Genomic DNA, 26087 nt, shown 5'->3' with positions numbered 1-26087 from the left:
CGCTGCTCCTCGTTCTACGCGGGCAGGCGGATGTCCGTCTGCCCGCTGGTGTCGTCGACCGGCGTCACGCACGGCATGCGCAGCGTGAACGTGGCGCCATGGCCCAGCACGCTGGCGACCGTGACCGTGCCGCCGAACTGTTTGGCCATCAGATTGAACACGATGTTCAGCCCGAGCCCGGTGCCGCCCTGCCCGCGCCGCGTGGTCACGAACGGGTCGAACACCTTGTCCAGCATTTCCGGCGCGATGCCCTTGCCGTTGTCGCTCACCCGCATCTCGATCCAGTCGCCCTGGCGCGCCACGTCGATGGTAATGCGGCCCTCGTCGTCCGGCTCGAACGCGTGGTCGACGCAGTTGAGCGTCAAATTGGTGATCACCTGCGCCAGCGCGCCCGGGTAGCTGTCGAGCATGATATCGGGCGGGCAATCGATGCCGACCGCGATATGCGTCTTCTTCAGCTTGGGCTGCAGGCTGGATACCACTTCGTTTATATAATCGCGCAATTCGAAGCGGCGGCGCGCCTCGCTGACCTGGTCGACGGCGATCTGCTTGAAGCTGTGGATCAGGTGGGCGGCGCGGTAGGCGTTGTTCATGATCAGGCGCGTGCTCTCGGCCGCCGTGTCCAGGTAGCGCATGATGTCGGACTTCTTGATGTTGCCGCCTTCGACGGCCAGTTGCACCTTTTCGGTCGCCTCCATCAGCACCGACGCGCTGGTCAGGGCGATGCCGACCGGCGTGTTGATTTCGTGGGCGACGCCGGCCACCAGGCCGCCCAGCGAGGCCAGCCGTTCGGCCTGCAACAGCGATTCCTGCGTGCGGCGCAGGTCGGCCATGGCGCGGGCGGTGGCCTGGGCCGACTTGCGGGCCTCGTCCTCGGCCTCGCGGATGCGCTGGATGTTCGATTTGACCTTGCGCTGGATGGCGTTGAAGCCGCGGATCACCTCGCCGAGCTCGTCGCGGCGGCTGTCGGGCAATTCCTCGACCTCGTCGCTGCCGCGCGTGGCCAGGTCGAACAGGCCGTCGCGCAGGCGCTTGAGCGGGTCGAACACGATGCGCAGCGACAACGCCAGCGCCGCCACCAGGATGAGGTCCAGCAGCAACACTTCGATCACCTTGCGGCGCACCTCGGCGGCCAGCGTGGCGTCGATCTGGGCGCGGCTGAAGTTGACCACCACGCGGCCGACGATGACCGGCTTGAGCGCGGCCCCGGCGGCGCCGGAGTCGCGGTAGGCCAGGTCGGCCACCACCGGCGTGCCGGCCACGGCCGCGTCGTTTTCGATGGTGCTGATTTTGCCGTCCTCGTGGCGCAGGCGGCCGGAAAACAGGCCGACCGAGGTGTCGTAGACGCGGATCGACACCAGTTCGGGCGGCATCATCTCGGCGGCGACGATGTTGTCGACCTTGGCCTTGTCGAGGTCCCACAACGCCGACGGCAGGCTGGTTTGCAGCCGGGTCAGCACGCCCTGGCGCAGGCGCTGGCTGCTCACTTCGAGTTCGTGCCCGAGGCTGTATTGCGCGTAAGTGCCGGAAATGCCCAGCACCAGGGTCACGATGACCACGAAGAGCAGCGTCAAACGGCCTTGAATACCAGACATCGAACAACCTCCCCGAGCACGTATTTGACGGCAACGTCCCAATGTACGGTATGGGCTGCATCTTGGCAAGAATAAGGACTATCAAGGGGCCATCACCGGCCAACGGCGCCTTCCGCAGGCAGACTTCGATCGCGCGCAATGGTAATATCGTGCAACATGTGGGCTGGCTAATCCGCCAGCGGACAACCCGACATCACCGGAGGCACCATGACGGGCAATTATCATCAATTGGCGACGGCCGAGGTGCGGCCGGGCATGGTCCTGTCGGACGTGCTGCTCGACGTCCAGGGCCACGTGCTGCTGCCGCAGGGCACCGTGCTGACCGAGGCCATGCTGGCGCTGATGCCGCGCCACGGCATCGCCGTGCTGCCCATCGTGCGCGAGGAAGTGGCGCCGGAGGTGGCGCAGGCCGCGCTGACCCGCCATCAGGCGCGCATCGATCATCTGTTCCGCAAAAACGACGCCGACAGCGACAAGGACTGGGCCACGGCGCTGCTGCGTCGCTTCGTCACCGATTTCCGGCTGGGCAAGCCGGAGCAGGAACACACCACGGAGCATCCCGGCCATGAGTAACACCCTCAGCTACGACGACGTGGTGCGCAACCTCGACGACCTGCCGTCGCTGCCGGCGGTGGTGATGGAATTGCTCAACAGCATAGACCAGGACGATGTCGATATCTCGGTACTCGCCAAGAAGGTGTCGTACGACCAGGCGCTGACCGCCAAGACGCTGCGCCTGGCCAACTCCTCGCTGTACGGGCTGCAAGTCAAGGTCACCACCATCCAGCAGGCGATCACCTACCTGGGTTTCCAGACCACGCGCAACCTGATCACGGCGGCGGCCGTCACCGGCTGCTTCGCCGAGGGCCACTGCCCCGGCTTCGACCACAAGGCGTTCTGGCGCCACTCGATCGCCACCGCCGCCTGCGCCAAGGTGCTGGCGCGGCAGATGCGCTTCAATCAGGATTACGCCTTCACGGCCGGCTTGCTGCACGATATCGGCAGGCTGGTGCTGGTGTCGTGCTTCCCCAACCAGTATTCGATCACCTTGGCCTACCGCGAGGAGCACGACTGTTATCTGCTGGAGGCCGAACGCAAGGTGCTGGGCGTCGATCACGTCGACGCCGGCATGGCGCTGGCGGAACACTGGAATTTTTCAGACACGATGCGGCTCGCCATCGGCGGCCACCACGATCCGGAAGCGCCGGGCGCGGGCTTCCTGGCGGCCATCATTCATGTGGCCGACGCCATCGTGCACGCGCTCGATCTGGCGCAGGTACGGGACGATCTGGTGCCGCCGGTGTCCACGGTGGCGTGGACAGCGCTGGGCCTCGATGAGGAAATCTATCTGCAACTGTTCCGGGAAACCGAACTGCAGTATGAAGAAATTTCGATGGTGCTGCTGAGCTAACAGACTACCTTGACGGACTGCCTACCTGCATAAGACGCACGAAAAACAAGGAAGCGTCACCTGCCGGCCGGGTTGGACGAGACATCGACTGGACGTCACGTCAGCCACGGCGCGGCAGGTGCGGAAGCTGCGGGCGCATTAATGACGCGCGTAGTTTCCGGCCTCGGCCTTTTCTGGACGCTCTTCAGGCTTTGGACGGCCCTGGGCGTCGGACAGGCGGTATTTGGTGCGGCGGTCGCCCATCAAATCGCGCAGGTCGCGGATGCTCATGCCGGTCACTTCGTGCATGCGGATCAGCAGCGAAGCGCCGACCGGCAGACGGTGGTGACGAATCTTGCTGATCACCGGCGGTGCCACTTCCAGCAGGCGCGACAGCGCGGCGTCGTTTTTCAATTGCATCTTGCCGAGCAGGATGTCGAGCAGATGGTTGGGGTTGTAGCTTTCTTGGGAAGCAAGAGCGTGGTGTGCCATGATTTTCCTCGTTGGTTGGGTGAAGAGATAGTGCTGGTCGGAACTTAAGGACAACTTAGAATTTATCAATTAACTGCCCCGTTGGATAAGCAGCTAACAGAGCGGTTAAATCCATCCATAAATTCATCCGTACATTCATCCGTAAGCCGACTTGCCTCAATTGCCTTTCGTGCAAGAGAATTCTATGCTTAAAGAGACTGCTCCAGTCGGCGCACGATGCGTGAAGATTGTTTGACATCAACCGCCGGCTAGAAAACTTAACAACTATACTATTTCATCACATGGGGCTGGAGGGTGTCGCACGCAAGAACCTGTAGGAAATTGTTACATGAAGCAAGCTCATGTAGAGTGGCAGCGAGTTTGCTACCCATCGGCAACTGTGTCATGACCAGGGCAACATTCGGCGGGTCCTGCACGCCGCCGGCCGGGTCCGACGCGGTCCCGGCACCCGTTTCGAAATGCGGCGTAGGCGCGGTTTGCATCGGCAAATTACGCTAAACTAGCGCCTGTGCGCAGCAGTGCGCCCCATCCCGCCTCATCTCTTAAAAGCATTCCATTGAAAACCAAAACACCCGTTCAGCCGCATTACTTTGTTCCAGAGCCGCTCGATAACTCGCGCCTGGCCCATTTGTGCGGTCCCCTCGACGAAAACCTGCGGCAGATTTCCGCCGCGCTGGACGTGACCATTTTCCGTCGCGGCGAGAAATTCATCGTCAGCGGCCACAATGCCGAACGCGCGGTGCAGATCCTGGAACAGTTCTACGCCGTCGCCAACAAGGTGGTACCAATTGAAGAAGTGCAACTTGCACTGGTAGAACAACGCGCCGGCCTGGCCGCCGCCGCCACCGCCGCCGCCGCCAGCACCACCTCCGGCGCGGGCGCCGAAGGCAAGCCGCACGCGGTGGCCGAGGCGCCGTTTGTCGAACCGGACATCAACAGCCCGGTGCTGAAGACGCGCCGGACCGACCTGCGCGGCCGTACGCCGCACCAGATCCGTTACCTGCGCAACATTCTCGAACACGACATCAGCTTTGGCGTCGGCCCGGCCGGCACCGGCAAGACCTACCTGGCCGTGGCCTGCGCGGTCGACGCGCTCGAGCGCGACGCCGTCAAGCGCATCATCCTGACCCGTCCGGCCGTCGAGGCCGGCGAGCGGCTCGGCTTCCTGCCGGGCGACCTGGCGCAAAAGGTCGATCCGTATCTGCGTCCGCTGTACGACGCGCTGTACGACCTGCTGGGCTTCGACCGCACGCAGAAAATGTTCGAGAAGCAAGTCATCGAAATCGCGCCGCTGGCTTACATGCGCGGGCGCACCCTGAACCACGCGTTCGTGATCCTCGACGAGGCGCAGAACACCACCGTCGAGCAGATGAAGATGTTCCTGACGCGCATAGGTTTCGGCAGCAAGGCCGTCATCACCGGCGACGTCACCCAGGTGGACTTGCACAAGAGCCAGAAAAGCGGCCTGGTCGACGCCGTCCAGGTGTTGAAGGATGTACGCGGCATCGCCTTCAGCCACTTCAACAGCGAGGACGTGGTGCGCCATCCGCTGGTGGCGCGCATCGTCGACGCCTACGAGACGGCCCACAACCACGAAGCCGAGATCGCTCCCCTCCTCAAAGCCACCGCTCTTAAAAATGTCCGTAAAAAATAAATTGACGTTGTCGGTACAGTATCCCGACGCCCGCCTGAAAGAAGTGATCACCCGCGCGGCCATCCGGAAGTGGATACAGGCGGCGCTGTTCGCGCCGGCCGAGCTGACCATCCGCTTTGTCGATGCCGAGGAAGGCCGCGAGCTCAACAAGCAATACCGGGGCAAGGACTACGCCACCAATGTGTTGACGTTCGCCTACAACGAGGGCGAGCAACTGGACGAGGACGCGCCGACGCAGGCCGACATCATCCTGTGCACCGACGTGCTGGAGAGGGAAGCGGCCGAGCAAAAGAAATCGGTGGAGGAACATACCGCGCACCTGATCGTGCACGGCGTGCTGCACGCGCAGGGCTACGACCACGAGGACGACGAGGAGGCGGCGGAGATGGAAGGCATCGAGACGGAGCTGCTGGCCGGGCTCGGGTATGCCGATCCTTACGCGGAGTGAGTCAGGCGCCCGTCCGCTTCAGGGTCCGACATTTGGCCAATCGCCTCCTGCCAAGGAACCGCTGTCGGCAGCGTTGCGACCTGTCCGTCCCGGAGAACCAACAAGGGCCCGTTGCCCGCAAGCGCAAACATGGGATCGCGGGTCCGGATAAAATCGGCTGAGTTGTAGAAAAACAGCCAGCCTTGCTTCAGTTCTTTTGTTTCGGCGGTCAAAATATCGAATGCCTCGCCCGCCATGCGGCCCAGTTCATCGACCTTGGCTCGGGCGATTTTTAAAGCTGCAGCGCAATTTAGGGTGTTCATTAGTTGCTCCTTAAAAAGCAAAACCCGATGTAACCGCTGACGACCGCCGCTTTGCCGGTTTGGCCGTCGAGGAAGCGCACGATTCCGTGTTGATTGACGGCGTTAAACACGTGGCCCACGCCTCCGCTGCGGCTACCGTAGACGATGCCCCGACTTCCACTACCTGCGGCAGACAGAACGTTCACCACTTCGCCCAGATCACCCACTACGCTGAATTTTGCGCCAAATATCTGTTCAAGTACAGCGAGGCTGTGTGGCCCCCCATGCAGCGCCGAAGCCGGATGTCCTGCGAGCATCGCATCCGTTGCGATCGCGCAATTAACGCAGTTCGTCTTGCTCAGTCCAGGATTTATGCGTCGAACCGTGCCGGCCAGGATACTGATCATGACACCACCATCGTCGAAAGAATTTTTCCAGCATGCCCCATTGAAGGGCCGAAACGCTGAGAAAACTCAAACGAGACCGGGCTATGTTCCTCAATTAGATTCGCTGTTTTTTTGACAAAAACCTGCTATCTTAAGCTTTTGGTGTATCCTATACCCCTTCAAAACAATGGCTCACGCCTACTATGCAAGAGCACTCTAGTGGCGTCAAGACTGACGCCAAACCCCATCGGTCACTGTTTGAACGCCTGACCGCACTGATTTCCCCCGAGCCAGAGAATCGCGCGGAACTGCTCGAAGTTCTGCACGACGCCCATGAACGCAACCTGATCGACGCCGACGCCTTGTCGATGATCGAAGGCGTGTTCCAGGTCTCCGACTTGTCCGCCCGCGACATCATGATTCCCCGCTCGCAGATGGATGTCATCGACATCTCCAAGCCGATCGAGGAATGGATGCCGCAGGTGCTGGCGACCGCCCACTCGCGCTTCCCCGCCATCGAGGGCGAGCGCGACAAGGTGATCGGCATCCTGCTGGCCAAGGACCTGCTGCGCTACTACGCCGAAGAATCCTTCGACGTGCGCGACATGCTGCGCCCGGCCATCTTCATCCCCGAGTCCAAACGCCTCAACGTGCTGCTGCGGGATTTCCGCGCCAACCACAATCACATGGCGATCGTGGTCGACGAGTACAGCGGCGTGGCCGGTCTGATCACCATCGAGGACGTGCTGGAACAGATCGTCGGCGACATCGAGGACGAATACGACTTCGACGAGGAAGAGGACAACATCCTCTCGATCAAGGAAGGCGTGCACGGACCGCGCTGGCGCATCAAGGCGCTGACCGAGATCGAACAGTTCAACGAAGAGTTGGACACCTCGCTGCCGGACGACGATGTCGACACCATCGGTGGCCTGGTCGCCAAGCACCTGGCGCGCATGCCGCACAAGGGCGACATCTTCGACTACCAGGGCATGCGCTTTGAAGTGCTGCGCGCCGACGCCCGCCAGATCCACGTGCTGCTGGTGGAGAAACTGCCGCCAGCCCCCGACGCCGGCGCGGGCGCCTCGCAATAATGCGCTTTCGCCGCGCCAATCCGAACGATCCGCCCAAGCCGCAGCGCAGCACCAAAGGACGGATGATCATCACCCTGCTGGCCGGCGCGATGTGCGTATTTGCCTTCGCGCCCTTCGGCTGGTGGCCACTCGAGATCCTCGGCCTGGCGACCCTCTTCTACCAAGTGCTGCGCAGCGCCGACGTCAAAAGCGCGGGCCTGATCGGCTGGGCCTTCGGCTTCGGCTGGACCGCCGCCGGCACCCACTGGCTGTACGTCTCGCTGCACGACTACGGCGCCATGGCCGCGCCGATCGCCGTCGCCGCCGTGCTGCTGCTGGCCTGGGGCATGGGCTTTTACACGGCGCTGGCGATGGGCGGCGCGGCCTGGCTGCGCAAGCGCTGGTCGCTGCCGCTGCCGGCCGCCAACCTGCTGGTGCTGCCGGCGATGTGGGCGCTGTTCGAATGGGTGCGCGCCTGGCTGTTCACCGGTTTCCCGTGGATGTCGTCCGGCTACGCCCATAATCACAGCCCGCTGGCCGGCTACGCGCCGGTCATCGGCGTGTACGGCCTCGGATGGCTGGCCGCTGTCATCGCCGGCGCCCTGCTGCTGCTGCTGCACCGCACCCGCATCAAGGCCGCGGTGCTGGTCGTGGCCATCTGCGCCGCCGGCGTCGGCCTGACCTACCTGCAATGGACCTACCCGGAAGGCAAACCGATTTCGGTGCGCCTGCTGCAAGGGAACATCCCGCAAAGCGAAAAATTCGACGGCGCCCGCGTCATCGAGACGATGAAGCTGTACCACGACGCCATCACCGCCGCGCCGGCCGATTTGATCGCCACGCCGGAGACGGCCATCGTCATGCTGCCGCAGCAACTGCCGCCGGACTACCTGCCCGGCATCGCCCAGTTCCTGACCAAGACCGGCAGCAATCTGATACTCGGCATCCCGATGGCCGACAGCCAGACCGCCTATTTCAACAGCGTGATCGGCCTGACGCCACGCCAGGGCAGCGCCTACTACCGCTACGACAAGCACCACCTGGTGCCGTTCGGCGAGTTCATTCCGCTCGGCTTCCGCTGGTTCGTCAACCTGATGTCGATCCCGCTCGGCGACCAGACCAGCGGCGCCGATATCCAGCCGGCCTTCCCGATCAAGGACCAGCGCGTGCTGCCCAACATCTGCTACGAGGACTTGTTCGGCGAGGAGATCGCCGCGCAGCTGAACCACCCGGCGCAGGGCCAGAAGCCGGCCACGATGCTGCTCAACGTCTCGAATCTGGCCTGGTTCGGCGACACCATCGCCATTCCACAGCATTTGCAGATCTCGCAAATGCGCACCCTGGAGACGGGACGTCCGATGCTGCGGGCGACCAATACCGGCGCCACCGCCATCATCGACGGCCATGGCGTGATCCGGCACCAGTTGAAGGTCAACACCTTCGGCACCCTGGCCGCCGACGTCCAGGGCATGGCGGGCAGCACGCCCTTCATCATCTGGGGTAACAAGCTGTTTCTGCTGCTGGCGGCGCTGGCATTGGGTGGCGCCTGGTTTTGGGCGCGGCGCGCAAAAAACCAGGCCAAAGCCGCTTAATCTCCACAGTCTGCCGGCAAAACCCGCTAAAATTGCCCCTTTAGCATAACCGCAACCGCACGTCCCTCGCCCCGCGAGGCGTGCCATCGACCACACAAGATGCTGACATTTCAACAAATCATTCTGACCTTGCAAACCTACTGGGACAAGCAAGGCTGCGCCCTGCTCCAGCCCTACGACATGGAAGTCGGCGCCGGCACCTTCCACACCGGGACCTTCCTGCGCGCCATCGGCCCGGAGCCATGGCGCGCCGCCTACGTGCAGCCGTCGCGCCGTCCGAAGGATGGCCGCTATGGCGAGAACCCGAACCGCGGCCAGCACTACTACCAGTACCAAGTGGTGATGAAGCCGGCGCCGGAAAACATCCTCGACCTGTATCTCGGCTCGCTGGAGGCGCTGGGCCTGGACCTGAAACAGAATGATGTGCGCTTCGTCGAAGACGACTGGGAATCGCCGACCCTGGGCGCCTGGGGCCTCGGCTGGGAAGTGTGGCTGAACGGGATGGAGGTAACGCAGTTCACCTACTTCCAGCAGGTCGGCGGCCTCGATTGCAAGCCGGTGCTGGGCGAGATCACCTATGGTATCGAGCGTCTGGCGATGTACCTGCAGGGCGTGGAAAACATGTACGACCTGGTTTGGACCACGTGGGAAGAGAACGGCGAGACCAAGACGCTCAAATACGGCGACGTCTTCCACCAGAACGAGGTCGAACAATCGGCCTACAACTTCGAACATTCGAACGCCGAACTGCTGTTCGCCCAATTCAACAACCACGAATCGGAAGCCAAGCGCCTGATCGAGGCGCAACTGACGTTGCCGGCCTATGAGCAAATCATGAAGGCGTCGCACAGCTTCAACCTGCTGGACGCGCGCGGCGCCATCTCGGTGACCGAACGCGCCGCCTACATCGGCCGCGTGCGCGCCCTGTCGCGCCTTGTGGCGCAGGCCTACTACGAGTCGCGCGAGCGCCTGGGCTTCCCGATGGCCATCGCCTTGGCGACGACCGCCGCTGCTGCTGAACAAACTGTATAAATAATATGACCCAGACCCTCCTCATCGAACTGCTGACCGAAGAACTGCCGCCGAAGGCGCTTGCCAAGCTGGGCGCGGCCTTCGCCGCCGGCATCGTCAACGGCCTGAAAGCGCGCGACTTCCTCGAAGCCGACAGCGTCGCCACCTCGTTCGCCTCGCCGCGCCGCCTGGCCGTCTCCATCACCAAGGTGCGCGCCACGTCGCCCGACAAATCGATCCGCGAAAAAGTGCTGCCGGTGTCGGTCGCGCTGGACGCCGCCGGCAACGGCACGCCACCGCTGGCCAAGAAACTGGCCGCGCTGGGCTTCCCGAACCTGACCGTGGCCGACCTGGAACGCGCGCAGGACGGCAAGGCCGAAAGCTTCTTCCACACCTACACGGCGGCCGGCAGCGCGCTGCAATCGGGCCTGCAAGCGGCGCTGGAGGAATCGGTCGCCAAGCTGCCGATCCCTAAAGTGATGAGCTACCAGCGTCCGGACGGCGCCACCGTGCAATTCGTGCGTCCGGCCCACAGCCTGATCGCGCTGCACGGCGCCACCGTGCTGCCACTGACCCTGTTGGGACTGACCGCGTCGAACGTGACCGAAGGCCACCGCTTCCTGACCGCGCCGGGCCAACGCGCCGTGACCATCGCCGATGCGGACAGCTACGCCGAGACCCTGAAATCACAGGGCAAAGTACTGGCCAGCGTCGAACAGCGCAAGGAACAGATCCGCGCCGACCTGCTGGCCAAGGCCGGCGCCGACCAGGTGCTGATGCCTGAATCGCTGCTGGATGAGGTAACGGCATTGGTCGAATGGCCGGTGGTCTACGAATGCAAGTTCGAGGAAGAGTTCCTGGCCGTGCCGCAGGAATGCCTGATCCTGACCATGCAGACCAACCAGAAATACTTCGCGCTGACGGACGCCGACGGCAAGCTACGTTCGCGCTTCCTGATCGTCTCCAACATCGCCACCGACACGCCGGCCGCCATCATCGGCGGCAACGAGCGCGTGGTGCGTCCGCGCCTGTCCGACGCCAAGTTCTTCTTCGAGCAGGATAAGAAGAAAACGCTGGAGTCGCGCCTGCCGCTGCTCAAGAACGTGGTCTATCACAACAAGCTGGGCACCCAGGCCGAACGCAGCGAGCGTGTCAGCGCGCTGGCCGGCTTCATCGCCACCCAGGTCGGCGGCGATTCCGCGCTGGCCACCCGCGCCGCCAAGCTCTCCAAGGCCGACCTGCTGACCGACATGGTCGGCGAGTTCCCCGAGCTGCAAGGCATCATGGGCACCTACTACGCCCGCAATGACGGCGAGCCGGAAGACGTGGCGCTGGCCGCCTCCGAGCACTACCAGCCGCGCTTCGCCGGCGACGCGCTGCCGTCGACCGTCACCGGCACCGCCGTGGCGCTGGCCGACAAGCTCGAAACCCTGGTCGGCATCTGGTCGATCGGCCTGCAGCCCACCGGCGACAAGGACCCCTTCGCGCTGCGCCGCCACGCGCTGGGCGTGCTGCGCATGCTGATCGAAAAACGCCTGATGCTGTCGATCCGCGGCCTGCTCGATTCGGCCGCGCAGCAGTTCACCGGCATCGCCGGCTTCAAGGACCCGGTCCTGGAAGTCACCGCCTTCATGCTGGACCGCCTGCGCGGCATCCTGCGCGAGCGCGGCTTCTCGCCGAACGAGATCGAAGCGGTGGTGGCCCAGAATCCGGACCGCCTGGACGACATCGTGCAGCGCCTGGAGGCCGTCAAGGCCTTCGCCGCGCTGCCGGAAGCTGCCTCGCTGGCCGCCGCCAACAAGCGCATCACCAACATCCTGAAGAAGAACGAAGAGGCGCTGAGCGCCGCCGGCACCAGCGCCGTCGATCCGGCGCTGCTGCAGGACGAAGCCGAGAAGAACCTGGCCGCCGCCGTCACGCGCGTGCAGCCGGACATCGACGCCGCCTTCATCCGGGGCGATTTCGCCGACGCGCTCAAGACCCTGGCGCAGCTGCGCGACGAAGTCGACGCCTTCTTCAACGACGTCATGGTCATGGCCGAAGACGTCGCCCTGCGCAACAACCGTCTGGCTTTGCTGTCATCGCTGCATGGCATGATGAATCGCGTGGCCGACATTTCGAAACTGGCGGCCTAAATGGGTACGCCGTCCTTGAAACTGATCATCCTCGATCGCGACGGCGTCATCAACCATGATTCGCCCGATTTCATCAAGTCGCCGGCCGAGTGGATTCCCATCCCCGGCTCGCTCGAAGCGATCGCACGCCTGAACCAGGCCGGCTATCGCGTGGTGATCGCGTCGAACCAGTCGGGCATCGCGCGCGAGTTCTTCGACATGACGATCCTCAACGCCATCCACGCCAAGATGCACCATCTGGCGCAGCAGGTCGGCGCCGACATCGATGCCGTGTTCTTCTGCCCCCACGCGGCGGCCGACAACTGCGACTGCCGCAAGCCGAAACCGGGCATGTTCAACGAGATCTCGCAGCGCTACAAGGTCAGCCTCAAAGGCGTGCCGGTGGTGGGCGACTCGCTGCGCGACCTGCAGGCCGGCTACGTCACCGGCTGCGTGCCTTACCTGGTCCTGACCGGCAAGGGCGAGAAAACCCAGCAAACCGGCGGCCTGCCGCCCGGCACCCTGGTGTTCCCGGACCTGGCGGCGATGGTGGTCCACCTGCTTAAAACCAGCGTGCCGCCGGCGCTGCACGTCGTTAGCTAACAAAGTATTTGGAGTCTGCATTGGGTCATCCCGTATTGTTTTTGCGTTCCCTGATTTTCACCATCATCATGGTGATATCGACCGTGGTCTGGGCGCTGGTGTGCTTCCTGGCCGCGCCGCTGCCGTACAACAAGCGCTTCTGGGTCACCGCGCGCTGGAATGTGTTCATCGTCTGGTGCGCCAAGGTTATCTGCGGCATCCGCTACGAAATCAAGGGCGCCGAGAATTTCCCGGACGCGCCGGCGGTGGTGCTGTCGAAGCACCAGTCGGCGTGGGAAACCATCTTCCTGCTGCCTAACCTGCCGCGCCCATTGGTGTTCGTCTTCAAGAAGGAAATCCTCTATATTCCGTTCTTCGGCTGGGCGATGGCGCTGCTGCGCATGATCCCGATCGACCGCAAGCAAGGCAAGAACGCGTTCAAGCACGTGGTCCGCCACGGCAAGCGACGGCTCGCCGACGGCCAATGGATTATCATGTTCCCCGAGGGGACGCGGATTCCCGTCGGCCAGGCCGGCAAGTACAAAAGCGGCGGTACGCGCCTCGCCATCGCGACCGGCGCCGTGGTGGTGCCGATCGCGCACAACTCCGGCGAGTGCTGGCCAAAAAACTCTTTCATCAAACGGCCCGGCCTTGTTACAGTATCGATAGGTAAGCCAATTTCGCCAGAAGGTCAAACTCCGGACGGCATGATGCAACAGGTGGAAACTTGGATAGAATCAGAAATGCGCGTCATTTCGCCCCACGCCTACAACGCTGGCTAGACGATCTCGCCACGTTGGTGAAGCCGGCGTCGCCGAAAGACGACGCCAGCCAGCTTGACCTGTTCGCACGGGAGGCGCAGGCGCAGGGTCAAGGCCAGCTATCCTCTACCAAACCTGTCTACACGTCGCCGGTGTGGTCGGTCCCTCCTTCTTCCAGCAATCCTCCTCCGATATCCCCGTACATAGCGCCGCCGGTGGCGCCGGTTGTTGTGCCCCCGACCACGGCGGTCCCGGTCAAGCCGCGCGTGGCGCCTCCGACGTCCGAGCAGCCGACGACGGCCAAGCGCCAGTTGATGGTCGGTGAATTCATCCTCGAATATGAACTGCGCCGCTCGACGCGCCGCTCGATCGGCTTCATGATCGACGACGACGGCCTGCGCGTGACCGCGCCCAAGCGCATCAGCATCGCCGAAATCGACAACGCCATCCGCACCAAGCAGCATTGGATACTGAGCAAACTCAAAGAACGGCGCGAACGGCGCGCCGCGCGGCTGCAAAAGCCGCCGGTGGAATGGATCGACGGCGCGCAGCTTCCGTATCTGGGCGCCGACATCACCCTGCGGCTGCTGGTGGGCGGACGCAATCGCACCAGCTACAACCCGGCCACGCGCGAGCTGTCGATGGTGCTGGTGCCCGGCGCCACCGAGACGCTGCTCAAGGAGCGGGTCAAGTCCTGGTACCAGCAGGAGGCCAAAGTGCTGTTCGAGCAGCGCCTGGACCTGTATGCGGGTCGCCTGGGCGTCAGCTACCACTCGTTCGGGCTGTCGTCGGCCGGCACGCGCTGGGGCTCGTGCACGGTCGACCGCAAGATCCGCCTGAACTGGAAACTGATCCACTTCTCGCTGCCGCTGATCGACTACGTGGTCGCCCACGAACTGGCGCACACGCTGGAAATGAACCACAGCGCCGACTTCTGGAACACGGTCGGCCGCATCTATCCCGAATACGACGAAGCGAAGAACCTGCTGCGCAAACGGGCGCAGGAGTTGCCTGTGCTGTTTGCCTGAAATAACTCTATTTCACGCTCTTTCGACGCCATCTTCCTGCTTACTGCTGAGTTCGCCCCAGCCCGTCACTTTCATATTGCACTGCACAATTTTATTGCCCTACGGAATTAACTGTGGTATTTTGTCTCATGTTCAGGTTGATCTGAGTTAAATAAACAGCAAATTGTGTCACTAAACGGGGGTTATATGGGTCAGGCAAGTGCAACCAAAAAGATGGGTTTGGTACTGGGCGGCGGTGCGCCAAATTCGCCATTGATAGCGGGTGCGCTGGCTGCTTTCCTCGATCAGGAAGTCGAGTTCGACGTGATTTCCGCCTCGGGCGCGGGCGTGCTGATGGGCCTGCTCTACACGGCGCCGCTGGAAGGTTCGCCGCGCGAGGCGCTCAAGCGCTGGGCCGACACCGGCGTGGCCGACACCATCTACAAAATGATGCCGGTCAATTACAAGCTTTTCCATAAGCCGGGCAAGGAAGCAGACGCCTTCCGTGGCGTGTTCTCGCCGCAGGTCGGCAATTCGGCGTTCCCGGGCCTGCAAAGCGTGCTGGGTGGTTCGGTGCCTTGGGCCGACTGGACCCAGCTGATGATGTCGACGATGTCGCCGTCGAACCTGTCGTCGAAAAGCCTCGGTTTGTGCGCCCACGCGCCGTTCCTGGAAGGCACCATCGACTTCTCGGCCATCTCGACGATGAAGCCGGAGTTCTACATCAACGCCTACAACCTGAACCAGCACAGCATGAAGATCTGGGACAAGCGCGAGATCCAGGTCGAACACGTGCGCGCCGCGCTGTCGTTCCCGTTCCTGTACGCGCCGACCACGATCGACGGCGAGGACTATATCGAGGGCGCGGCGCTCGAAACGCTGAATTTCGACCCGTTCATCGAAGGCAAGGGCGAGCACGCGGATACGGACGTGCTGGTGGTGCTCGACATCCTGGGCGACGAACGCCTGCTGCGCAAGCCGCGCGACCTGTACGACTCGTGGGTCGGTTCGATGATCACGCCACTGGTCAACATTTCGAAGCAGCAACTGCGTTTGTTCGAGCTGGAGCACAACACCGACCACAAAACGGGCGAGCCGAAGCGCCACATGCTCAAGCTGGAGCTGATGGCCGCCGTGCCGGATCAGCATATTCCGTACACGATGGACTGGTCGACGTCGAACATGCAGTTGTTGTTTGACGTGGGCTACAAGGCGGCGACGCGCTTCTGCCGTCAGAACGCCGACGTGTTGCGCTTCGCGGATGATACCGAGATGGCTGCTTAAGCACGCGCAACTGGCGGCTCATGGCGGATCACGGCGGCCGCCTGATCCGCCCTACGTTTTTCTTTCTTTATTTCAATCGGATCGGGGTGTCGTTTCGACCGGTCTACAATGATTCGACCACCATTTCTCGGAGGCGATCATGAGCGAAAACGCACCCATCAACCCAGGCGACGAAGCGGCCGCCGGTACACCAGGCACCGGGGACGACGTCTGTCCGATTTGCCACGGCACCGGCCGTATCTTGGACGAGGACGATACCATCCCGTGCAGCAACTGCGGCGGGACCGGCATCATTACCGAAGGGATCGGCGGCGGCTAAGCGTGGCCGGACGGCCGCCGGATCGGCGCCGGATCAGCGCGGATCAGTGCTTAATGAGCGGCGCCAACAGCGCCAGGGTGCGGCGGGTGGCGCCACGGTACTGGTTGGCGAACGCCAGCGCGCCTCGCCCCATCGTGGCGCGCGCCGCGTCGTCGCGCAGCAGGCGCGCGGCAGCGGTCACCAGCCCGGCCGCGTCGGCCACGCGCTGCGCGCCGCCGGCGGCCAGCGCGTCCTCGGTCGATTCGGCGAAGTTAAAGGTATGCGGACCGATCAGCACCGGCTTGCCCAGCGCCGCCGGCTCGATCAAATTCTGCCCGCCCAGCGGTAACAGGCTGCCGCCGACAAAGGTGCAGTCGCACGCCGCGTAATAGGCGAACATCTCGCCCATCGAATCGCCCAGCAGCACATCGATATAAGCCGGAATGGAACCCTCGGCCGCGCCGTCCAGCGCCAGTTGGCTACGTCGCTGCACATTGAGCCCCGCCTCGCCGACCATCTTCGCCACTTCGTCGAAACGCTGCGGATGGCGCGGCACGATCAGCAACAGCACGTTTGCCGGCAGCTCGGAGCGGCCCTCGCGTACCGCCCGCAGTATCAACGCCTCCTCGCCTTCGCGCGTGCTGGCGAACAGCAGCACCGGACGCGCGCCGATGGCTTTGCGCAGCGCCGCGCCGGTGGCCAGCGCCGCATCCGGCACCATCACGTCGAACTTGATGCTGCCGGTGACTTCCACCTGCTTGACGCCGAGCGAGCGCACGCGCTGCGCATCGGCCTCGGTTTGCGCGGCGACCAGCGAGATGCCGCGCGCCGCGTCCAGGATCAGCGAACCGAGACGCCCCGCCTTGCGCAGCGAACGCTCGGACAATCGCGCGTTGGCCAACACCACCGGCACGCCGCGCGCGCCGCAGGTGGCGATCAGGTTAGGCCAGACCTCCGTCTCCATCAGAATGCAGACCGCCGGTTTGAAATGCTGGATGAAGCGACCGACCATGGTGCCGGTGTCGTACGGCAGATACGATTGCGCCAGCCGCGCGCCATGCTTGGAGAACAGCGACTGGCCGGTGGCGCGCCCGGTCGGCGTCATGTGGGTCAAGATGATGCGGCCGTTCGGGTACTCGGCCAGCAGCGCGTCGATCAACGGCTCGGCCGCGCGGGTTTCGCCGACGGACACCGCGTGCACCCACAGCACCGGCGCGGCGCTGGAGGAAGCCGAAGCGGCGCCGTAAAAACCCAGCCGCTCGCCCCAGTACCCGCGATAGCCGGGCTCCTTGCGGCCGCGCAGCCACAGACGCGCCAGCACCAGCGGCATGGCCAGCCACCACATCATCGAATAGAAAATACGCATGAAACTCAGCCCAGCAAACGCCTGGCCGCAGCCAGTACTTCGGACACGGACGGCGGCGCGCCGCGATCGCCCAGATTAATGATGCGCGGCGACCAGTTGCCCTCGGTCTTCCAGCGCGGCGAATCGGCGTAGATTTCCACCGTCGGCCGCACGAAGGCGGCGGCGATGTGCGTCAAGCCGGTGTCGACGCCGATCACCAGGCCCGCATGGCGCGCCAGCAGCATGGCGTCGGCCATCGACAGCTTGGGCAGCACGCGCGCGTTGGGCAGATGGGCCGCCAGATGCTCGGCCTCGGCCAGCTCCTTGGGCGAGCCCCAGGGCAGCAGGATCGGCATCGGCGCCAGTTCCCGTCCCAGCGCGATCCAGTTCTCCGGCGCCCACTTCTTCGGATCGCGCGCGGTGCCGTGGAAGTACACCACGTAAGGTTCGGCCGGCATCCAGGCCGGACGCGGCTCGTCGGCCGACACCTCCGGCAGGCCGAAATCGGCCGGCGTGTCGACCTGGTAGCCCAGCGCGGCGGCGGCCACCAGGCGGCCGCGCGCCACCGCGTGCGTGCGCGGATCGGTCGGAATGCTCAGGTGATGGAAAATGCGTGAGACGCCCTCGTAGCCCGAGCCCTCGCTGCCGTTGGCCAGGCCGACCTTGCGCCCGCCCTCGGCCACCCGCGCGGCGCCCATGATGATGCCGGTCTTGAGCAGCCCCTGGGTGTCGAACACGTAGTCGTAGCGCTGCTGGCGCAAGGTGCGGAAGAAGGCCTTGATCTCGGCGCGCGTCTCCGGCTTGCCCAGCGATTTGCGCCAGCGCCGCAGCGCGAACGGAATGATGGTCCGCACGCGGGCGTTGAGCCGCACCAGGCTGACGTAGCCCTCCTCCACCACCCAATCGATGTTCGCGTCGGGGAAGCGGCTGGCGATATCGGCCACCATCGGCAGGTTGTGCAGCACGTCCCCCAGCGAGGAGACGCGCACCAGCAGGATGTTGAGCGGCTTCGGGTTGCTATTGCCCGCTTGCGGCGACATCGCTTAGAAAGGCAGTTCCGCGTCCGGCTTGGCGGCCAGGATCACGCTCTTGAACTGGCCCTGGATGCGCGCCAGCGCTTCCGGCGTTTCGGCTTCGAAGCGCATCACGATCACCGGCGTGGTGTTGGACGAACGCGCCAGGCCGAAGCCGTCCTCGTATTCCACGCGCAGGCCGTCGATGGTGATGATCTGCACATTGCCCGGGAATTCCGCATCCGCGCGCAGCTTGTCCATGACGATGACGTTCTCGCCTTCGCTCAGGTGCAGGTGCAGCTCGGGGGTGCTGTCCGACTGCGGCAGGGAATTGAGCAGCGCCGACGGATCGGCTTCGCGGGTCAGGATCTCCAGCAGGCGCGCGCCCGAGTACAGGCCGTCGTCGAAACCGTACCAGCGGTCCTTGAAGAAGATATGGCCGCTCATTTCGCCGCCCAGCGGGGCGCCGGTTTCGCGCAGCTTGGCCTTGACCAGCGAGTGGCCGGTCTTGTACATCAGCGGCACGCCGCCGCTTTTGGTGATGTATGGCGCCAGGTGGCGCGTGCATTTGACGTCGTACAGAATCTGCGCACCCGGATGGCGGGTCAGCACGTCTTCGGCGAACAGCATCATCTGGCGGTCCGGATAGATGATCTGGCCGTCCTTGGTCACCACGCCAAGGCGGTCGCCGTCGCCGTCGAAGGCGATGCCGATTTCGGCGTCGGTCTCCTGCAACGCGCGGATCAGGTCCTGCAGGTTCTCCGGGTGGGCCGGATCGGGGTGGTGGTTGGGGAAGTTGCCGTCCACTTCGCAGAACAGCTCGACCACTTCGCAGCCCATGCCGCGATACAGGTCGCCGGCGAAGGCGCCGGCCACGCCGTTGCCGCAATCGACGGCGATCTTGATCGGACGCGCCAGTTTGACGTCGCCGATGATGCGCTCGAGGTACTGGGCGCGGATGTCGTGGGTGCTGTACGCGCCCTTTTTCGCCGCCGACGAGCCGTCATGGTCGACGATGCGCTGGTACAGCGAAGTGATGGCTTCGCCGTGGATCGCTTCGCCGGCCAGCACCATCTTGAAACCGTTGTAGTCCGGCGGATTGTGGCTGCCGGTGACCATGATGCCCGACGCCGCGCCCAGCACATTGGTGCCGAAATAAACCATCGGCGTGGCCACCACACCCAGATCGATCACGTCGACGCCGGCCAGCTGCAGGCCTTCGGCCAGCGCCGCCGTCAGCGACGGGCCGGACAAGCGGCCGTCGCGGCCGATCACCACCTTGGTCTCGCCCTTGGCCAGCGCGGCTTGGCCGAACGCCCGCCCGATCGAGCGCGCTACGCCCGCATCCAGGGTTTTATCGATGATGCCGCGAATGTCGTAAGCTTTGAAGATCGTTTTGGATAAGGAGACCATATTGGATTTTTGGATGTGCGTGCCAAGGCGATGCGGGGGCGCAACTGGGCGGACTGCCTCGCCATGGACGCGGATTAGAGGGAAAATAGGTGCCGCCTGCGTTGTAGCAGACACAACATCATAGTGTAAGTGCGATAACGGCCGCAGGCAAGCCCTGCCGGCCCGCTGCGGGGGGCGAAAACGCTTAAACCTTCAGGCCGGCGATGTCTTTGCCGGCGTCCAGCCATTCCTTGACCCATTTCGGCTGGCGGCCGCGGCCGGTCCACTGCTGGGATTGGTCGGCCGGATTGCGGTAGCGCGGCGCCACCGTGCCGGTTTTTTTGCCGCTGCGCACAGTGGCGGCACCGCCGCCGACCAGGTCCTTGAGCGGCACGCCAACGCTTTGGGCGATGGCCAGTATTTGTTCGCGGGCTTTGGCCAGATCCTGGCCCTCGCGCTGTTTTAATTCGCGTTTCACTTGTTCTTGCAGATTACGCAAATCCGCGGAAGACATATTCGACAGGTCCATTGGGCTTTCCTCTAGGTGATGACGATATAAAGCGCTGCGCGAATATATTACATCAAGCCCGGAAAATCACATTTTCTTATGGCGGATCATCCAGCGCGGCGCTTTAAAGCGGACGATGCGCACGTAAATCCAGATGTAACTGCTGATAAACAAAATACAGAACACCATTAATACCCAGGTGTGGCGCCAGAATACCGTGGCCGGCAGCACCGCCATCAGCGAGAACATCCACAAATACGGCGAGGTGAGCGAATTGCGGCGTATCAGCGCGCGCGCTTCCTTGCGGCCCACCGCCCATTGCACGATGCGGCGGAAGATCAGGCTATGCAAGTGTATACCGTCGGGCATGGCCGGAGATTTGCCGCGCACGAACATGCGGCGATAAACCGAAAACAGGGTTTCAAAGGTCGGATATATTAATAACAACGCGGCGTACCAAGTGGAAACTTGCGGATTGCGCATTACCAGCAGCAACGCCAACTCGCCCAGCATAAAGCCGATGAAGTAAGCGCCGCCGTCGCCCAGGAATATCATGCCGACCGGGTAATTCCAGATCAGGAAGCCGGCGGTGGCGCCCGCCACCATCAGCGCGGCGATGAGCACGAACATATCGTTGACCTGCAACGCGACATACCCGAGCGAGAGCAGCATGCAAATACACACCACGCTGGCCAGGCCGTTGAAACCGTCGATGATATTGACCGCGTTGGCCACGCCGGCCACCGCCAATACCGTCAGCGGCAGCGTGATCCAGACATACTGGATCGGCCAGGCGGCGAACGGAAAATCGATGCGGTCGATGCGGGCGTCGAGCAGGAAGTAGCCCAGCGCGGCGGCTGCCATGGTCAGCAACAGCCGGCGCGCGGCGCTGACGCGGCCCGTGTAATCCTCGACGATGCCGCCGACAAAGGCGACCGCCGAACAGGCCAGCAGCGAAAACAGCCAATTACCCAGCGATGGCACGCGCCAGACGGAAATGGCGGAACTGAGCGCGACCGACAAAAATATCGACAAGCCGCCGATTCGGGCGACGCGGTGCGCGTGCACTTTCTGCACCCCGAGGAAATCCGAATCCAGCGCCGGCCCGTGCAATCGCGATTCTTTTATAACCAGCAGCGTCAGGAGCGCGGAAGCGATAAAGCTCAGTAAAAAGGAAAACATATTTTATCTATACAAAATTACCGGATACGCCCGCCCGCACAGAGGCAAGTCCTCGTCCGCCGGGTTATCAGTACGCTAACCCGCGATTGTACCGGATTGGACCCGGCAATCCCGAATTGAAGGCGGCCAATCCGCGTCAAACATCGTTCGCGTTTGCAACGGCGGCAGCAATAAGGAGGAGCGCCGGCCCGTTTTGGCGGTGCGCCGGCATCATAACAGCAGAAAATTGGTCGGATGCGATTGCTTACCAATCGATACAAATGCCGGCGGCATTTATGCCATGCACAGGCGCAGCGCCTCTTTCCACTCCGGCAAATGGCAAAACCGCGTCATCAGCCGCTGCGACGACAGCACCGAGTATTGCGGCCGCTTGGCCGGGGTCGGATATTCGGCGCTGGTGATCGGCAGCACGCGGCAGTCCAGCCCGGCCGCCTCGACGATCGCCCGGGTGAACTCGCACCAGGTGGTGCTGCCCTGCGCGCTCAAATGATAGACGCCGCTGTGTTGGGTCCACCAGTCGGCGCCGCCCGCGCGCGCCTGCGCCAGCACCAGCGCCGAGGTGTCGGCGATGGTGCGGCTCCAGGTCGGCGCGCCGTGCTGGTCGGCCACCACGCGCAACTCGTCGCGCTCCCTGGCCAGGCGCAGCATGGTCAGCAGGAAATTCTTGCCGCGCATGCCGTACACCCAGCTGGTGCGGAAAATCAGGTGCGGAATGCCGGCCTCGGCGATTGCTTGCTCGCCGGCCAGCTTGCTGGCGCCGTAGACGTTGAGCGGCCCGGTCGGGTCGTCCTCCCCCCGCGCCGCCGGCTCGGCGCCGTCGAACACGTAGTCGGTCGAATAATGCACCATGGCCGCGCCCAGCAGTTTGGCTTCGCGCGCCATCAGCCCGGGGGCCTCGGCGTTGATGCGGTGGGCCAGCGCCGGCTCGCCCTCGGCCTTGTCGACCGCCGTGTAGGCGGCCGGATTGACGATCAGCCCCGGCCTGACCTGGCGGATCACGTCGCGCACCTGGTCCAGGTCGGACAGGTCCATGACCTGGCGGTCCACCGCCACCACCTCGCCCACGCCCTGCAGGCTGCGCACCAGTTCGTAACCGACCTGGCCGGTGCTGCCCGTGAGCAAAATCTTCACGGGAACACCTCGGCGCCGGCCAGCGGCACCGCCGCCAGGTCCTTGTGCGATAGGGTCGGGGTCAGCGCCAGCGGCCAGTCGATGCCGATGGCCGGATCGTTCCACAAGATGGCGCGCTCGTGCTCGGGCGCCCAGTAGTCGGTGGTTTTATAGAGGAACTCGGCGTGCTCGCTGGTGACCACGAAGCCGTGCGCGAAACCGGGCGGGATCCACATCTGGCGCATGTTTTCGGCGCTGAGCTCGGTGCCGTACCATTGGCCGAACGTCGGCGACCCCTTGCGGATGTCGACCGCGACGTCGTACACGGCGCCGGCGGTCACGCGCACCAGCTTGCCCTGCGGCTGCTGGATCTGGTAATGCAGGCCGCGCAGCACGCCGCGGCGCGAGCGCGAATGATTGTCCTGCACGAAATTTGCCGTCACCCCGGTGGCCTCCGCGAACTGGCGCGCGTTGTAGCTCTCGTAGAAAAAGCCGCGTTCGTCGCCGAACACGCGCGGCTCGATCACCAGCAATCCCTGCAACGGCGTAGTGATGACGTTCATCGTTGCACGACCTTGTCTTCCAGTATGCGCAGCAGGTACTGCCCGTAATTATTCTTCTTCAGCGGCTCGGCCAGCGCGCGCAGCTGCGCCGCGTCGATATAGCCCTTACGGTAAGCAATTTCCTCAGGGCACGCCACCTTCAAGCCCTGGCGCTTTTCGATGGTGGAGATGAACTGGCCCGCCTCCAGCAGCGACTCATGGGTGCCGGTGTCGAGCCAGGCCATGCCGCGCCCCATCACCTCGACGTTGAGCTGCTGCTTCTCGAGGTAGACGCGGTTGACGTCGGTGATCTCGAGCTCGCCACGGGCCGACGGCTGGATGCCGGCGGCGATCTCGCACACCTGGTTGTCGTAGAAATACAGGCCGGTGACGGCGTAATTGGACTTCGGCTGCAGGGGTTTTTCCTCGATCGACACGGCCTGGCGGTCGCCGTCGAACTCGACCACCCCGTAGCGCTCCGGATCCTGCACGTGGTAGGCGAACACCGTGGCGCCGCTGGTCTGTTCGCTGGCATGGTTGAGCAGCGCGTCGAGGTCGTTGCCGTAGTAGATATTGTCACCAAGGATGAGCGCGGACGGCGAATCGCCGACGAAGTCCTTGCCGATGATGAACGCTTGCGCCAGGCCGTCCGGTGACGCTTGCACCGCGTAGCTGATGCTGATGCCCCACTGGCTGCCGTCGCCCAGCAGATCGCGGAAGCGCGGCGTGTCCTGCGGCGTCGAGATCAGCAGGATCTCGGTCATGCCGGCCAACATCAGCACCGTCAGCGGATGGTAGATCATCGGCTTGTCGTAGATCGGCAGCAATTGCTTCGACACGCTCATCGTCACCGGATACAGCCGGGTACCGGAACCGCCGGCCAGGATGATGCCCTTGCGGCCTTTGCCCGGCGTGCCCACGGGAGTGCTCGAAGCTTGGTTCATTGTGCGCCTTCGCGGTTAAAGTAGTTCGTTTCCATCCATTTGGCGTAGCCGCCCGACTGCACGTCGTCGACCCAGGCCTGGTTGTCGAGGTACCACTGCACGGTCTTGGCGATGCCGGTCTGGAAGGTCTCGGCAGGTTTCCAGCCCAGTTCGCGCTCTAGCTTGCGCGCGTCGATGGCGTAGCGGCGGTCGTGGCCGGGACGGTCCTTGACGTAGGTGATCTGGGCCCGGTAGCTGGCACCGTCAGCCTTCGGCCGCAGCCGGTCGAGCATGTCGCACAGGGTGTGCACCACGTCCAGGTTGGCCATCTCGTTCCAGCCGCCGACGTTGTAGGTCTCGCCCAGGCGGCCGTCCGCCAGCACGCGGCGGATGGCGGCGCAATGGTCGCTCACGTACAGCCAGTCGCGCACCTGCTGGCCGTCGCCGTAGATCGGCAGCGGCTTGCCCGCCTGCGCATTGGCGATAATCAGCGGAATCAGCTTTTCCGGGAAGTGATACGGACCGTAGTTGTTCGAGCAGTTGGTCGTCACCGTCGGCAGGCCGTAGGTGTGATGGTAGGAGCGCACCAGATGGTCGGACGCGGCCTTCGACGCCGAGTACGGGCTGTTGGGCGCGAACGCGGTGGTCTCGCTGAAGGGCGCGTCGTCCGGGCCGAGCGTGCCGTAGACCTCGTCGGTGGACACGTGCAGGAAGCGGAACGCCGCTTTCTCCTGCTCCGGCAGCGCCGACCAGTAGGCGCGCGTCGCTTCAAGCAGGCTGAAGGTGCCGTTGATGTTGGTGTTGATGAATTCGCCGGGACCGAGGATGGAGCGGTCGACGTGGCTTTCGGCGGCGAAGTGGACCACGGCGCGCGGCTTGTGCTGTTCGAACAGCGCCAGCACCCGGGCCTGGTCGCAGATATCGCCGCGCACGAAGATGTGGCGCGCATCGCTCTTCAGCGACGCAAGGTTGTTCACATTGCCGGCATAGGTCAGCTTGTCATAATTAACAACAGGCTCGTCGGACTGGGCCAGCCAGTCGAGGACAAAGTTTGAACCGATAAAACCGGCACCACCCGTAACAAAAATCATTTAGTATCCCGCAGCAAGAAGTCAAAACAGTTGTAATCATGATTTTATGTGAAACTGCGCTGCCCACGGGCAAAAATCAACACTCGCACTCTGATTTCAGGGTAATTCAGATTCCAAAGCAACGAACCAGAGAGCTTCCATATGAAAACCTATGTAATCGGGGATTTGCAAGGCTGTCACGAGCAGGCCTTGTCCATGCTCGACCGCATACGCGCGCACGCGGCCGAGGTCGGCGTTGCCGAACCCGCCATCCTGTTCGCCGGCGACCTGATCAACCGTGGCCCCGACTCGCTGGCCACCCTGCGCCACGTGCGCAAGCTGTGCATGGCCAGCGGCGGCCTCATCGACAGCGTGCTGGGCAACCACGACCTGCACCTGCTGGCGGTCGCCTACGGCATCCGGCCGGAGCACAAGTCCGACACCCTGGCCGGCATCCTGCACGCGCCCGACCGTGACGAGCTGATCGACTGGGTGCGGCGGCGTCCGCTGGCGATCCAGGTCCAGGGCCATGTGCTGGTACACGCCGGCCTGCTGCCGCAATGGAGCGCCGACCAGGCCATCGCGCTGGCCGGCGAGGTGCAGGACATGCTGCGCGGCCCGGACGACAGTTTCGCCGACTTCCTGGCCGACATGTACGGCAACCTGCCCGACCAATGGTCGGACGACCTGCGCGGCGCCGACCGGCTGCGCTGCATCATCAACGCCATGACGCGGCTGCGCTTTTGCACCGCCGACGGCGTGATGGATTTCAAGATGAAGGAAAGCGGCACGGCCGACCCGGCGTCGGGCCTGATGCCGTGGTTCGAGGTGCCGGGCCGGCGCACGGCGCGCGACACGGTGGTGTTCGGCCACTGGTCGGCGCTGGGGCTGACCTTGAAGCCCAACCTGATCGGCCTCGATAGCGGCTGCGTGTGGGGCGGTCAGTTGTCGGCCGTGTGCCTGGAGGACCGCAGCGTGCTGCAGGTGCAGTGCCCGGAATTCCAGGAGCCGAGCAGCAAGAAAAAATAAACGGC

Annotated in this window: 27 protein-coding genes; 14 read left to right on the top strand and 13 right to left on the bottom strand. The window is 63.7% G+C overall.

The features are described from left to right. Window positions 1-14: 14 nt before the first annotated feature. Window positions 15-1595: a HAMP domain-containing histidine kinase gene (locus tag NHH73_06050; protein USX27847.1), complete on the bottom strand. Its 1581-nt coding sequence runs from the start codon at window positions 1593-1595 to the stop codon at window positions 15-17. Window positions 1596-1802: 207 nt separating this feature from the next. Between NHH73_06050 and NHH73_06045 the strand changes: the two genes are divergently transcribed. Next, window positions 1803-2168, top strand: coding sequence for a hypothetical protein (locus NHH73_06045; protein ID USX27846.1), 366 nt, complete (start codon window positions 1803-1805; stop codon window positions 2166-2168). Beyond that, entirely contained in the window at window positions 2161-3006 is an 846-nt protein-coding gene (locus NHH73_06040) for an HDOD domain-containing protein (protein USX27845.1), read from the top strand. The genes NHH73_06045 and NHH73_06040 overlap by 8 nt, the downstream gene beginning before the upstream one ends. 138 nt (window positions 3007-3144) lie before the next feature. Here the strand turns inward: NHH73_06040 and NHH73_06035 are convergent, their stop codons facing one another. Continuing rightward, window positions 3145-3477 (bottom strand): hypothetical protein, encoded by a 333-nt coding sequence (locus NHH73_06035; GenBank protein ID USX27844.1) that lies wholly within the window; start codon window positions 3475-3477, stop codon window positions 3145-3147. Between the two features lie 556 nt (window positions 3478-4033). Here NHH73_06035 and NHH73_06030 point away from each other — a divergent pair. Further along, complete coding sequence (locus NHH73_06030; protein ID USX27843.1) at window positions 4034-5131, top strand: PhoH family protein; 1098 nt, start codon at window positions 4034-4036, stop codon at window positions 5129-5131. Then, window positions 5115-5579: an rRNA maturation RNase YbeY gene (ybeY, locus tag NHH73_06025; protein USX27842.1), complete on the top strand. Its 465-nt coding sequence runs from the start codon at window positions 5115-5117 to the stop codon at window positions 5577-5579. Before NHH73_06030 ends, ybeY begins: the two co-directional genes overlap by 17 nt. Here ybeY and NHH73_06020 read toward each other — a convergent pair. Continuing rightward, complete coding sequence (locus tag NHH73_06020; protein USX27841.1) at window positions 5567-5881, bottom strand: YrhB family protein; 315 nt, start codon at window positions 5879-5881, stop codon at window positions 5567-5569. The two genes, ybeY and NHH73_06020, sit on opposite strands and share 13 nt — an antisense overlap. Next, complete coding sequence (locus tag NHH73_06015) at window positions 5881-6267, bottom strand: toxin glutamine deamidase domain-containing protein (protein USX27840.1); 387 nt, start codon at window positions 6265-6267, stop codon at window positions 5881-5883. Before NHH73_06015 ends, NHH73_06020 begins: the two co-directional genes overlap by 1 nt. A 182-nt stretch (window positions 6268-6449) precedes the next feature. Between NHH73_06015 and NHH73_06010 the strand changes: the two genes are divergently transcribed. The 9 genes from NHH73_06010 (at window position 6450) to NHH73_05970 (ending at window position 15989) form a co-directional block, all read left to right on the top strand. Then, on the top strand, window positions 6450-7340 hold the full coding sequence (locus NHH73_06010) for a CBS domain-containing protein (GenBank protein ID USX27839.1): 891 nt from the start codon (window positions 6450-6452) through the stop codon (window positions 7338-7340). After that, window positions 7340-8911 carry an apolipoprotein N-acyltransferase gene (gene lnt, locus NHH73_06005; GenBank protein USX27838.1) on the top strand — a complete coding sequence of 524 codons (1572 nt, stop codon included), beginning with the start codon at window positions 7340-7342 and terminating at the stop codon, window positions 8909-8911. Before NHH73_06010 ends, lnt begins: the two co-directional genes overlap by 1 nt. Before the next feature lie 99 nt (window positions 8912-9010). After that, entirely contained in the window at window positions 9011-9943 is a 933-nt protein-coding gene (glyQ, locus tag NHH73_06000; GenBank protein ID USX27837.1) for a glycine--tRNA ligase subunit alpha, read from the top strand. A gap of 5 nt (window positions 9944-9948) precedes the next feature. Continuing rightward, window positions 9949-12057 carry a glycine--tRNA ligase subunit beta gene (glyS, locus tag NHH73_05995; GenBank protein USX27836.1) on the top strand — a complete coding sequence of 703 codons (2109 nt, stop codon included), beginning with the start codon at window positions 9949-9951 and terminating at the stop codon, window positions 12055-12057. Continuing rightward, window positions 12058-12639, top strand: coding sequence for a D-glycero-beta-D-manno-heptose 1,7-bisphosphate 7-phosphatase (gene gmhB / locus NHH73_05990; GenBank protein USX27835.1), 582 nt, complete (start codon window positions 12058-12060; stop codon window positions 12637-12639). A gap of 20 nt (window positions 12640-12659) precedes the next feature. After that, entirely contained in the window at window positions 12660-13400 is a 741-nt protein-coding gene (locus tag NHH73_05985; GenBank protein ID USX27834.1) for a 1-acyl-sn-glycerol-3-phosphate acyltransferase, read from the top strand. A 209-nt stretch (window positions 13401-13609) separates the two neighbouring features. Then, complete coding sequence (locus NHH73_05980; protein ID USX27833.1) at window positions 13610-14407, top strand: M48 family metallopeptidase; 798 nt, start codon at window positions 13610-13612, stop codon at window positions 14405-14407. A 213-nt stretch (window positions 14408-14620) separates the two neighbouring features. Further along, entirely contained in the window at window positions 14621-15670 is a 1050-nt protein-coding gene (locus NHH73_05975) for a patatin-like phospholipase family protein (GenBank protein ID USX27832.1), read from the top strand. 136 nt (window positions 15671-15806) lie between these two features. Beyond that, window positions 15807-15989 carry a hypothetical protein gene (locus tag NHH73_05970; GenBank protein USX29569.1) on the top strand — a complete coding sequence of 61 codons (183 nt, stop codon included), beginning with the start codon at window positions 15807-15809 and terminating at the stop codon, window positions 15987-15989. A gap of 43 nt (window positions 15990-16032) precedes the next feature. Here the strand turns inward: NHH73_05970 and waaA are convergent, their stop codons facing one another. The 9 genes from waaA to rfbB form a co-directional block, all read right to left on the bottom strand. Next, on the bottom strand, window positions 16033-17334 hold the full coding sequence (gene waaA / locus NHH73_05965; GenBank protein ID USX27831.1) for a lipid IV(A) 3-deoxy-D-manno-octulosonic acid transferase: 1302 nt from the start codon (window positions 17332-17334) through the stop codon (window positions 16033-16035). Between the two features lie 5 nt (window positions 17335-17339). Beyond that, window positions 17340-18353 (bottom strand): lipopolysaccharide heptosyltransferase I, encoded by a 1014-nt coding sequence (gene waaC / locus NHH73_05960; protein ID USX27830.1) that lies wholly within the window; start codon window positions 18351-18353, stop codon window positions 17340-17342. 3 nt (window positions 18354-18356) lie between these two features. Then, the gene (locus NHH73_05955) at window positions 18357-19739 is read right to left on the bottom strand and encodes a phosphomannomutase/phosphoglucomutase (protein USX27829.1); all 1383 of its coding nucleotides are present in this window, start codon (window positions 19737-19739) and stop codon (window positions 18357-18359) included. Window positions 19740-19923: 184 nt separating this feature from the next. Further along, window positions 19924-20247: an H-NS histone family protein gene (locus tag NHH73_05950; GenBank protein ID USX27828.1), complete on the bottom strand. Its 324-nt coding sequence runs from the start codon at window positions 20245-20247 to the stop codon at window positions 19924-19926. 66 nt (window positions 20248-20313) lie between these two features. Then, window positions 20314-21408, bottom strand: coding sequence for a glycosyltransferase (locus NHH73_05945; protein ID USX27827.1), 1095 nt, complete (start codon window positions 21406-21408; stop codon window positions 20314-20316). A 273-nt stretch (window positions 21409-21681) separates the two neighbouring features. Continuing rightward, window positions 21682-22539, bottom strand: a complete 858-nt coding sequence (gene rfbD, locus NHH73_05940) for a dTDP-4-dehydrorhamnose reductase (protein USX27826.1) — start codon at window positions 22537-22539, stop codon at window positions 21682-21684. Continuing rightward, complete coding sequence (rfbC, locus tag NHH73_05935; protein USX27825.1) at window positions 22536-23081, bottom strand: dTDP-4-dehydrorhamnose 3,5-epimerase; 546 nt, start codon at window positions 23079-23081, stop codon at window positions 22536-22538. Before rfbC ends, rfbD begins: the two co-directional genes overlap by 4 nt. Beyond that, window positions 23078-24004 carry a glucose-1-phosphate thymidylyltransferase RfbA gene (gene rfbA / locus NHH73_05930; protein USX27824.1) on the bottom strand — a complete coding sequence of 309 codons (927 nt, stop codon included), beginning with the start codon at window positions 24002-24004 and terminating at the stop codon, window positions 23078-23080. Before rfbA ends, rfbC begins: the two co-directional genes overlap by 4 nt. Further along, the gene (gene rfbB / locus NHH73_05925; protein ID USX27823.1) at window positions 24001-25074 is read right to left on the bottom strand and encodes a dTDP-glucose 4,6-dehydratase; all 1074 of its coding nucleotides are present in this window, start codon (window positions 25072-25074) and stop codon (window positions 24001-24003) included. The genes rfbA and rfbB overlap by 4 nt, the downstream gene beginning before the upstream one ends. Window positions 25075-25215: 141 nt before the next feature. Between rfbB and NHH73_05920 the strand changes: the two genes are divergently transcribed. Next, entirely contained in the window at window positions 25216-26082 is an 867-nt protein-coding gene (locus NHH73_05920; protein USX27822.1) for a symmetrical bis(5'-nucleosyl)-tetraphosphatase, read from the top strand. Window positions 26083-26087: the final 5 nt, after the last annotated feature.

It is taken from the genome of Oxalobacteraceae bacterium OTU3CINTB1 (genome assembly GCA_024123955.1).
GTDB lineage: Bacteria > Pseudomonadota > Gammaproteobacteria > Burkholderiales > Burkholderiaceae_D > Rugamonas.
Note: the sequence above shows the minus strand (reverse complement) of the source record. Positions and strands in the feature narration are given on the sequence as shown.

Excerpts from the sequence above, each read along its gene's own strand:
- NHH73_06015 (USX27840.1), bottom strand. The coding sequence starts at position 6,267 with ATGATCAGTATCCTGGCCGGCACGGTTCGACGCATAAATCCTGGACTG.
- rfbA (USX27824.1), bottom strand. The coding sequence starts at position 24,004 with ATGAACCAAGCTTCGAGCACTCCCGTGGGCACGCCGGGCAAAGGCCGC.
- NHH73_05950 (USX27828.1), bottom strand. The coding sequence starts at position 20,247 with ATGGACCTGTCGAATATGTCTTCCGCGGATTTGCGTAATCTGCAAGAA.
- NHH73_06050 (USX27847.1), bottom strand. The coding sequence starts at position 1,595 with ATGTCTGGTATTCAAGGCCGTTTGACGCTGCTCTTCGTGGTCATCGTG.
- NHH73_05975 (USX27832.1), top strand. The coding sequence starts at position 14,621 with ATGGGTTTGGTACTGGGCGGCGGTGCGCCAAATTCGCCATTGATAGCG.
- NHH73_06045 (USX27846.1), top strand. The coding sequence starts at position 1,803 with ATGACGGGCAATTATCATCAATTGGCGACGGCCGAGGTGCGGCCGGGC.
- NHH73_05955 (USX27829.1), bottom strand. The coding sequence starts at position 19,739 with ATGGTCTCCTTATCCAAAACGATCTTCAAAGCTTACGACATTCGCGGC.
- glyQ (USX27837.1), top strand. The coding sequence starts at position 9,011 with ATGCTGACATTTCAACAAATCATTCTGACCTTGCAAACCTACTGGGAC.
- NHH73_06040 (USX27845.1), top strand. The coding sequence starts at position 2,161 with ATGAGTAACACCCTCAGCTACGACGACGTGGTGCGCAACCTCGACGAC.
- gmhB (USX27835.1), top strand. The coding sequence starts at position 12,058 with ATGGGTACGCCGTCCTTGAAACTGATCATCCTCGATCGCGACGGCGTC.
- lnt (USX27838.1), top strand. The coding sequence starts at position 7,340 with ATGCGCTTTCGCCGCGCCAATCCGAACGATCCGCCCAAGCCGCAGCGC.
- NHH73_05920 (USX27822.1), top strand. The coding sequence starts at position 25,216 with ATGAAAACCTATGTAATCGGGGATTTGCAAGGCTGTCACGAGCAGGCC.
- glyS (USX27836.1), top strand. The coding sequence starts at position 9,949 with ATGACCCAGACCCTCCTCATCGAACTGCTGACCGAAGAACTGCCGCCG.
- NHH73_06010 (USX27839.1), top strand. The coding sequence starts at position 6,450 with ATGCAAGAGCACTCTAGTGGCGTCAAGACTGACGCCAAACCCCATCGG.
- waaC (USX27830.1), bottom strand. The coding sequence starts at position 18,353 with ATGTCGCCGCAAGCGGGCAATAGCAACCCGAAGCCGCTCAACATCCTG.
- NHH73_05945 (USX27827.1), bottom strand. The coding sequence starts at position 21,408 with ATGTTTTCCTTTTTACTGAGCTTTATCGCTTCCGCGCTCCTGACGCTG.
- rfbC (USX27825.1), bottom strand. The coding sequence starts at position 23,081 with ATGAACGTCATCACTACGCCGTTGCAGGGATTGCTGGTGATCGAGCCG.
- ybeY (USX27842.1), top strand. The coding sequence starts at position 5,115 with ATGTCCGTAAAAAATAAATTGACGTTGTCGGTACAGTATCCCGACGCC.
- waaA (USX27831.1), bottom strand. The coding sequence starts at position 17,334 with ATGCGTATTTTCTATTCGATGATGTGGTGGCTGGCCATGCCGCTGGTG.
- NHH73_06020 (USX27841.1), bottom strand. The coding sequence starts at position 5,881 with ATGAACACCCTAAATTGCGCTGCAGCTTTAAAAATCGCCCGAGCCAAG.
- rfbB (USX27823.1), bottom strand. The coding sequence starts at position 25,074 with ATGATTTTTGTTACGGGTGGTGCCGGTTTTATCGGTTCAAACTTTGTC.
- NHH73_06035 (USX27844.1), bottom strand. The coding sequence starts at position 3,477 with ATGGCACACCACGCTCTTGCTTCCCAAGAAAGCTACAACCCCAACCAT.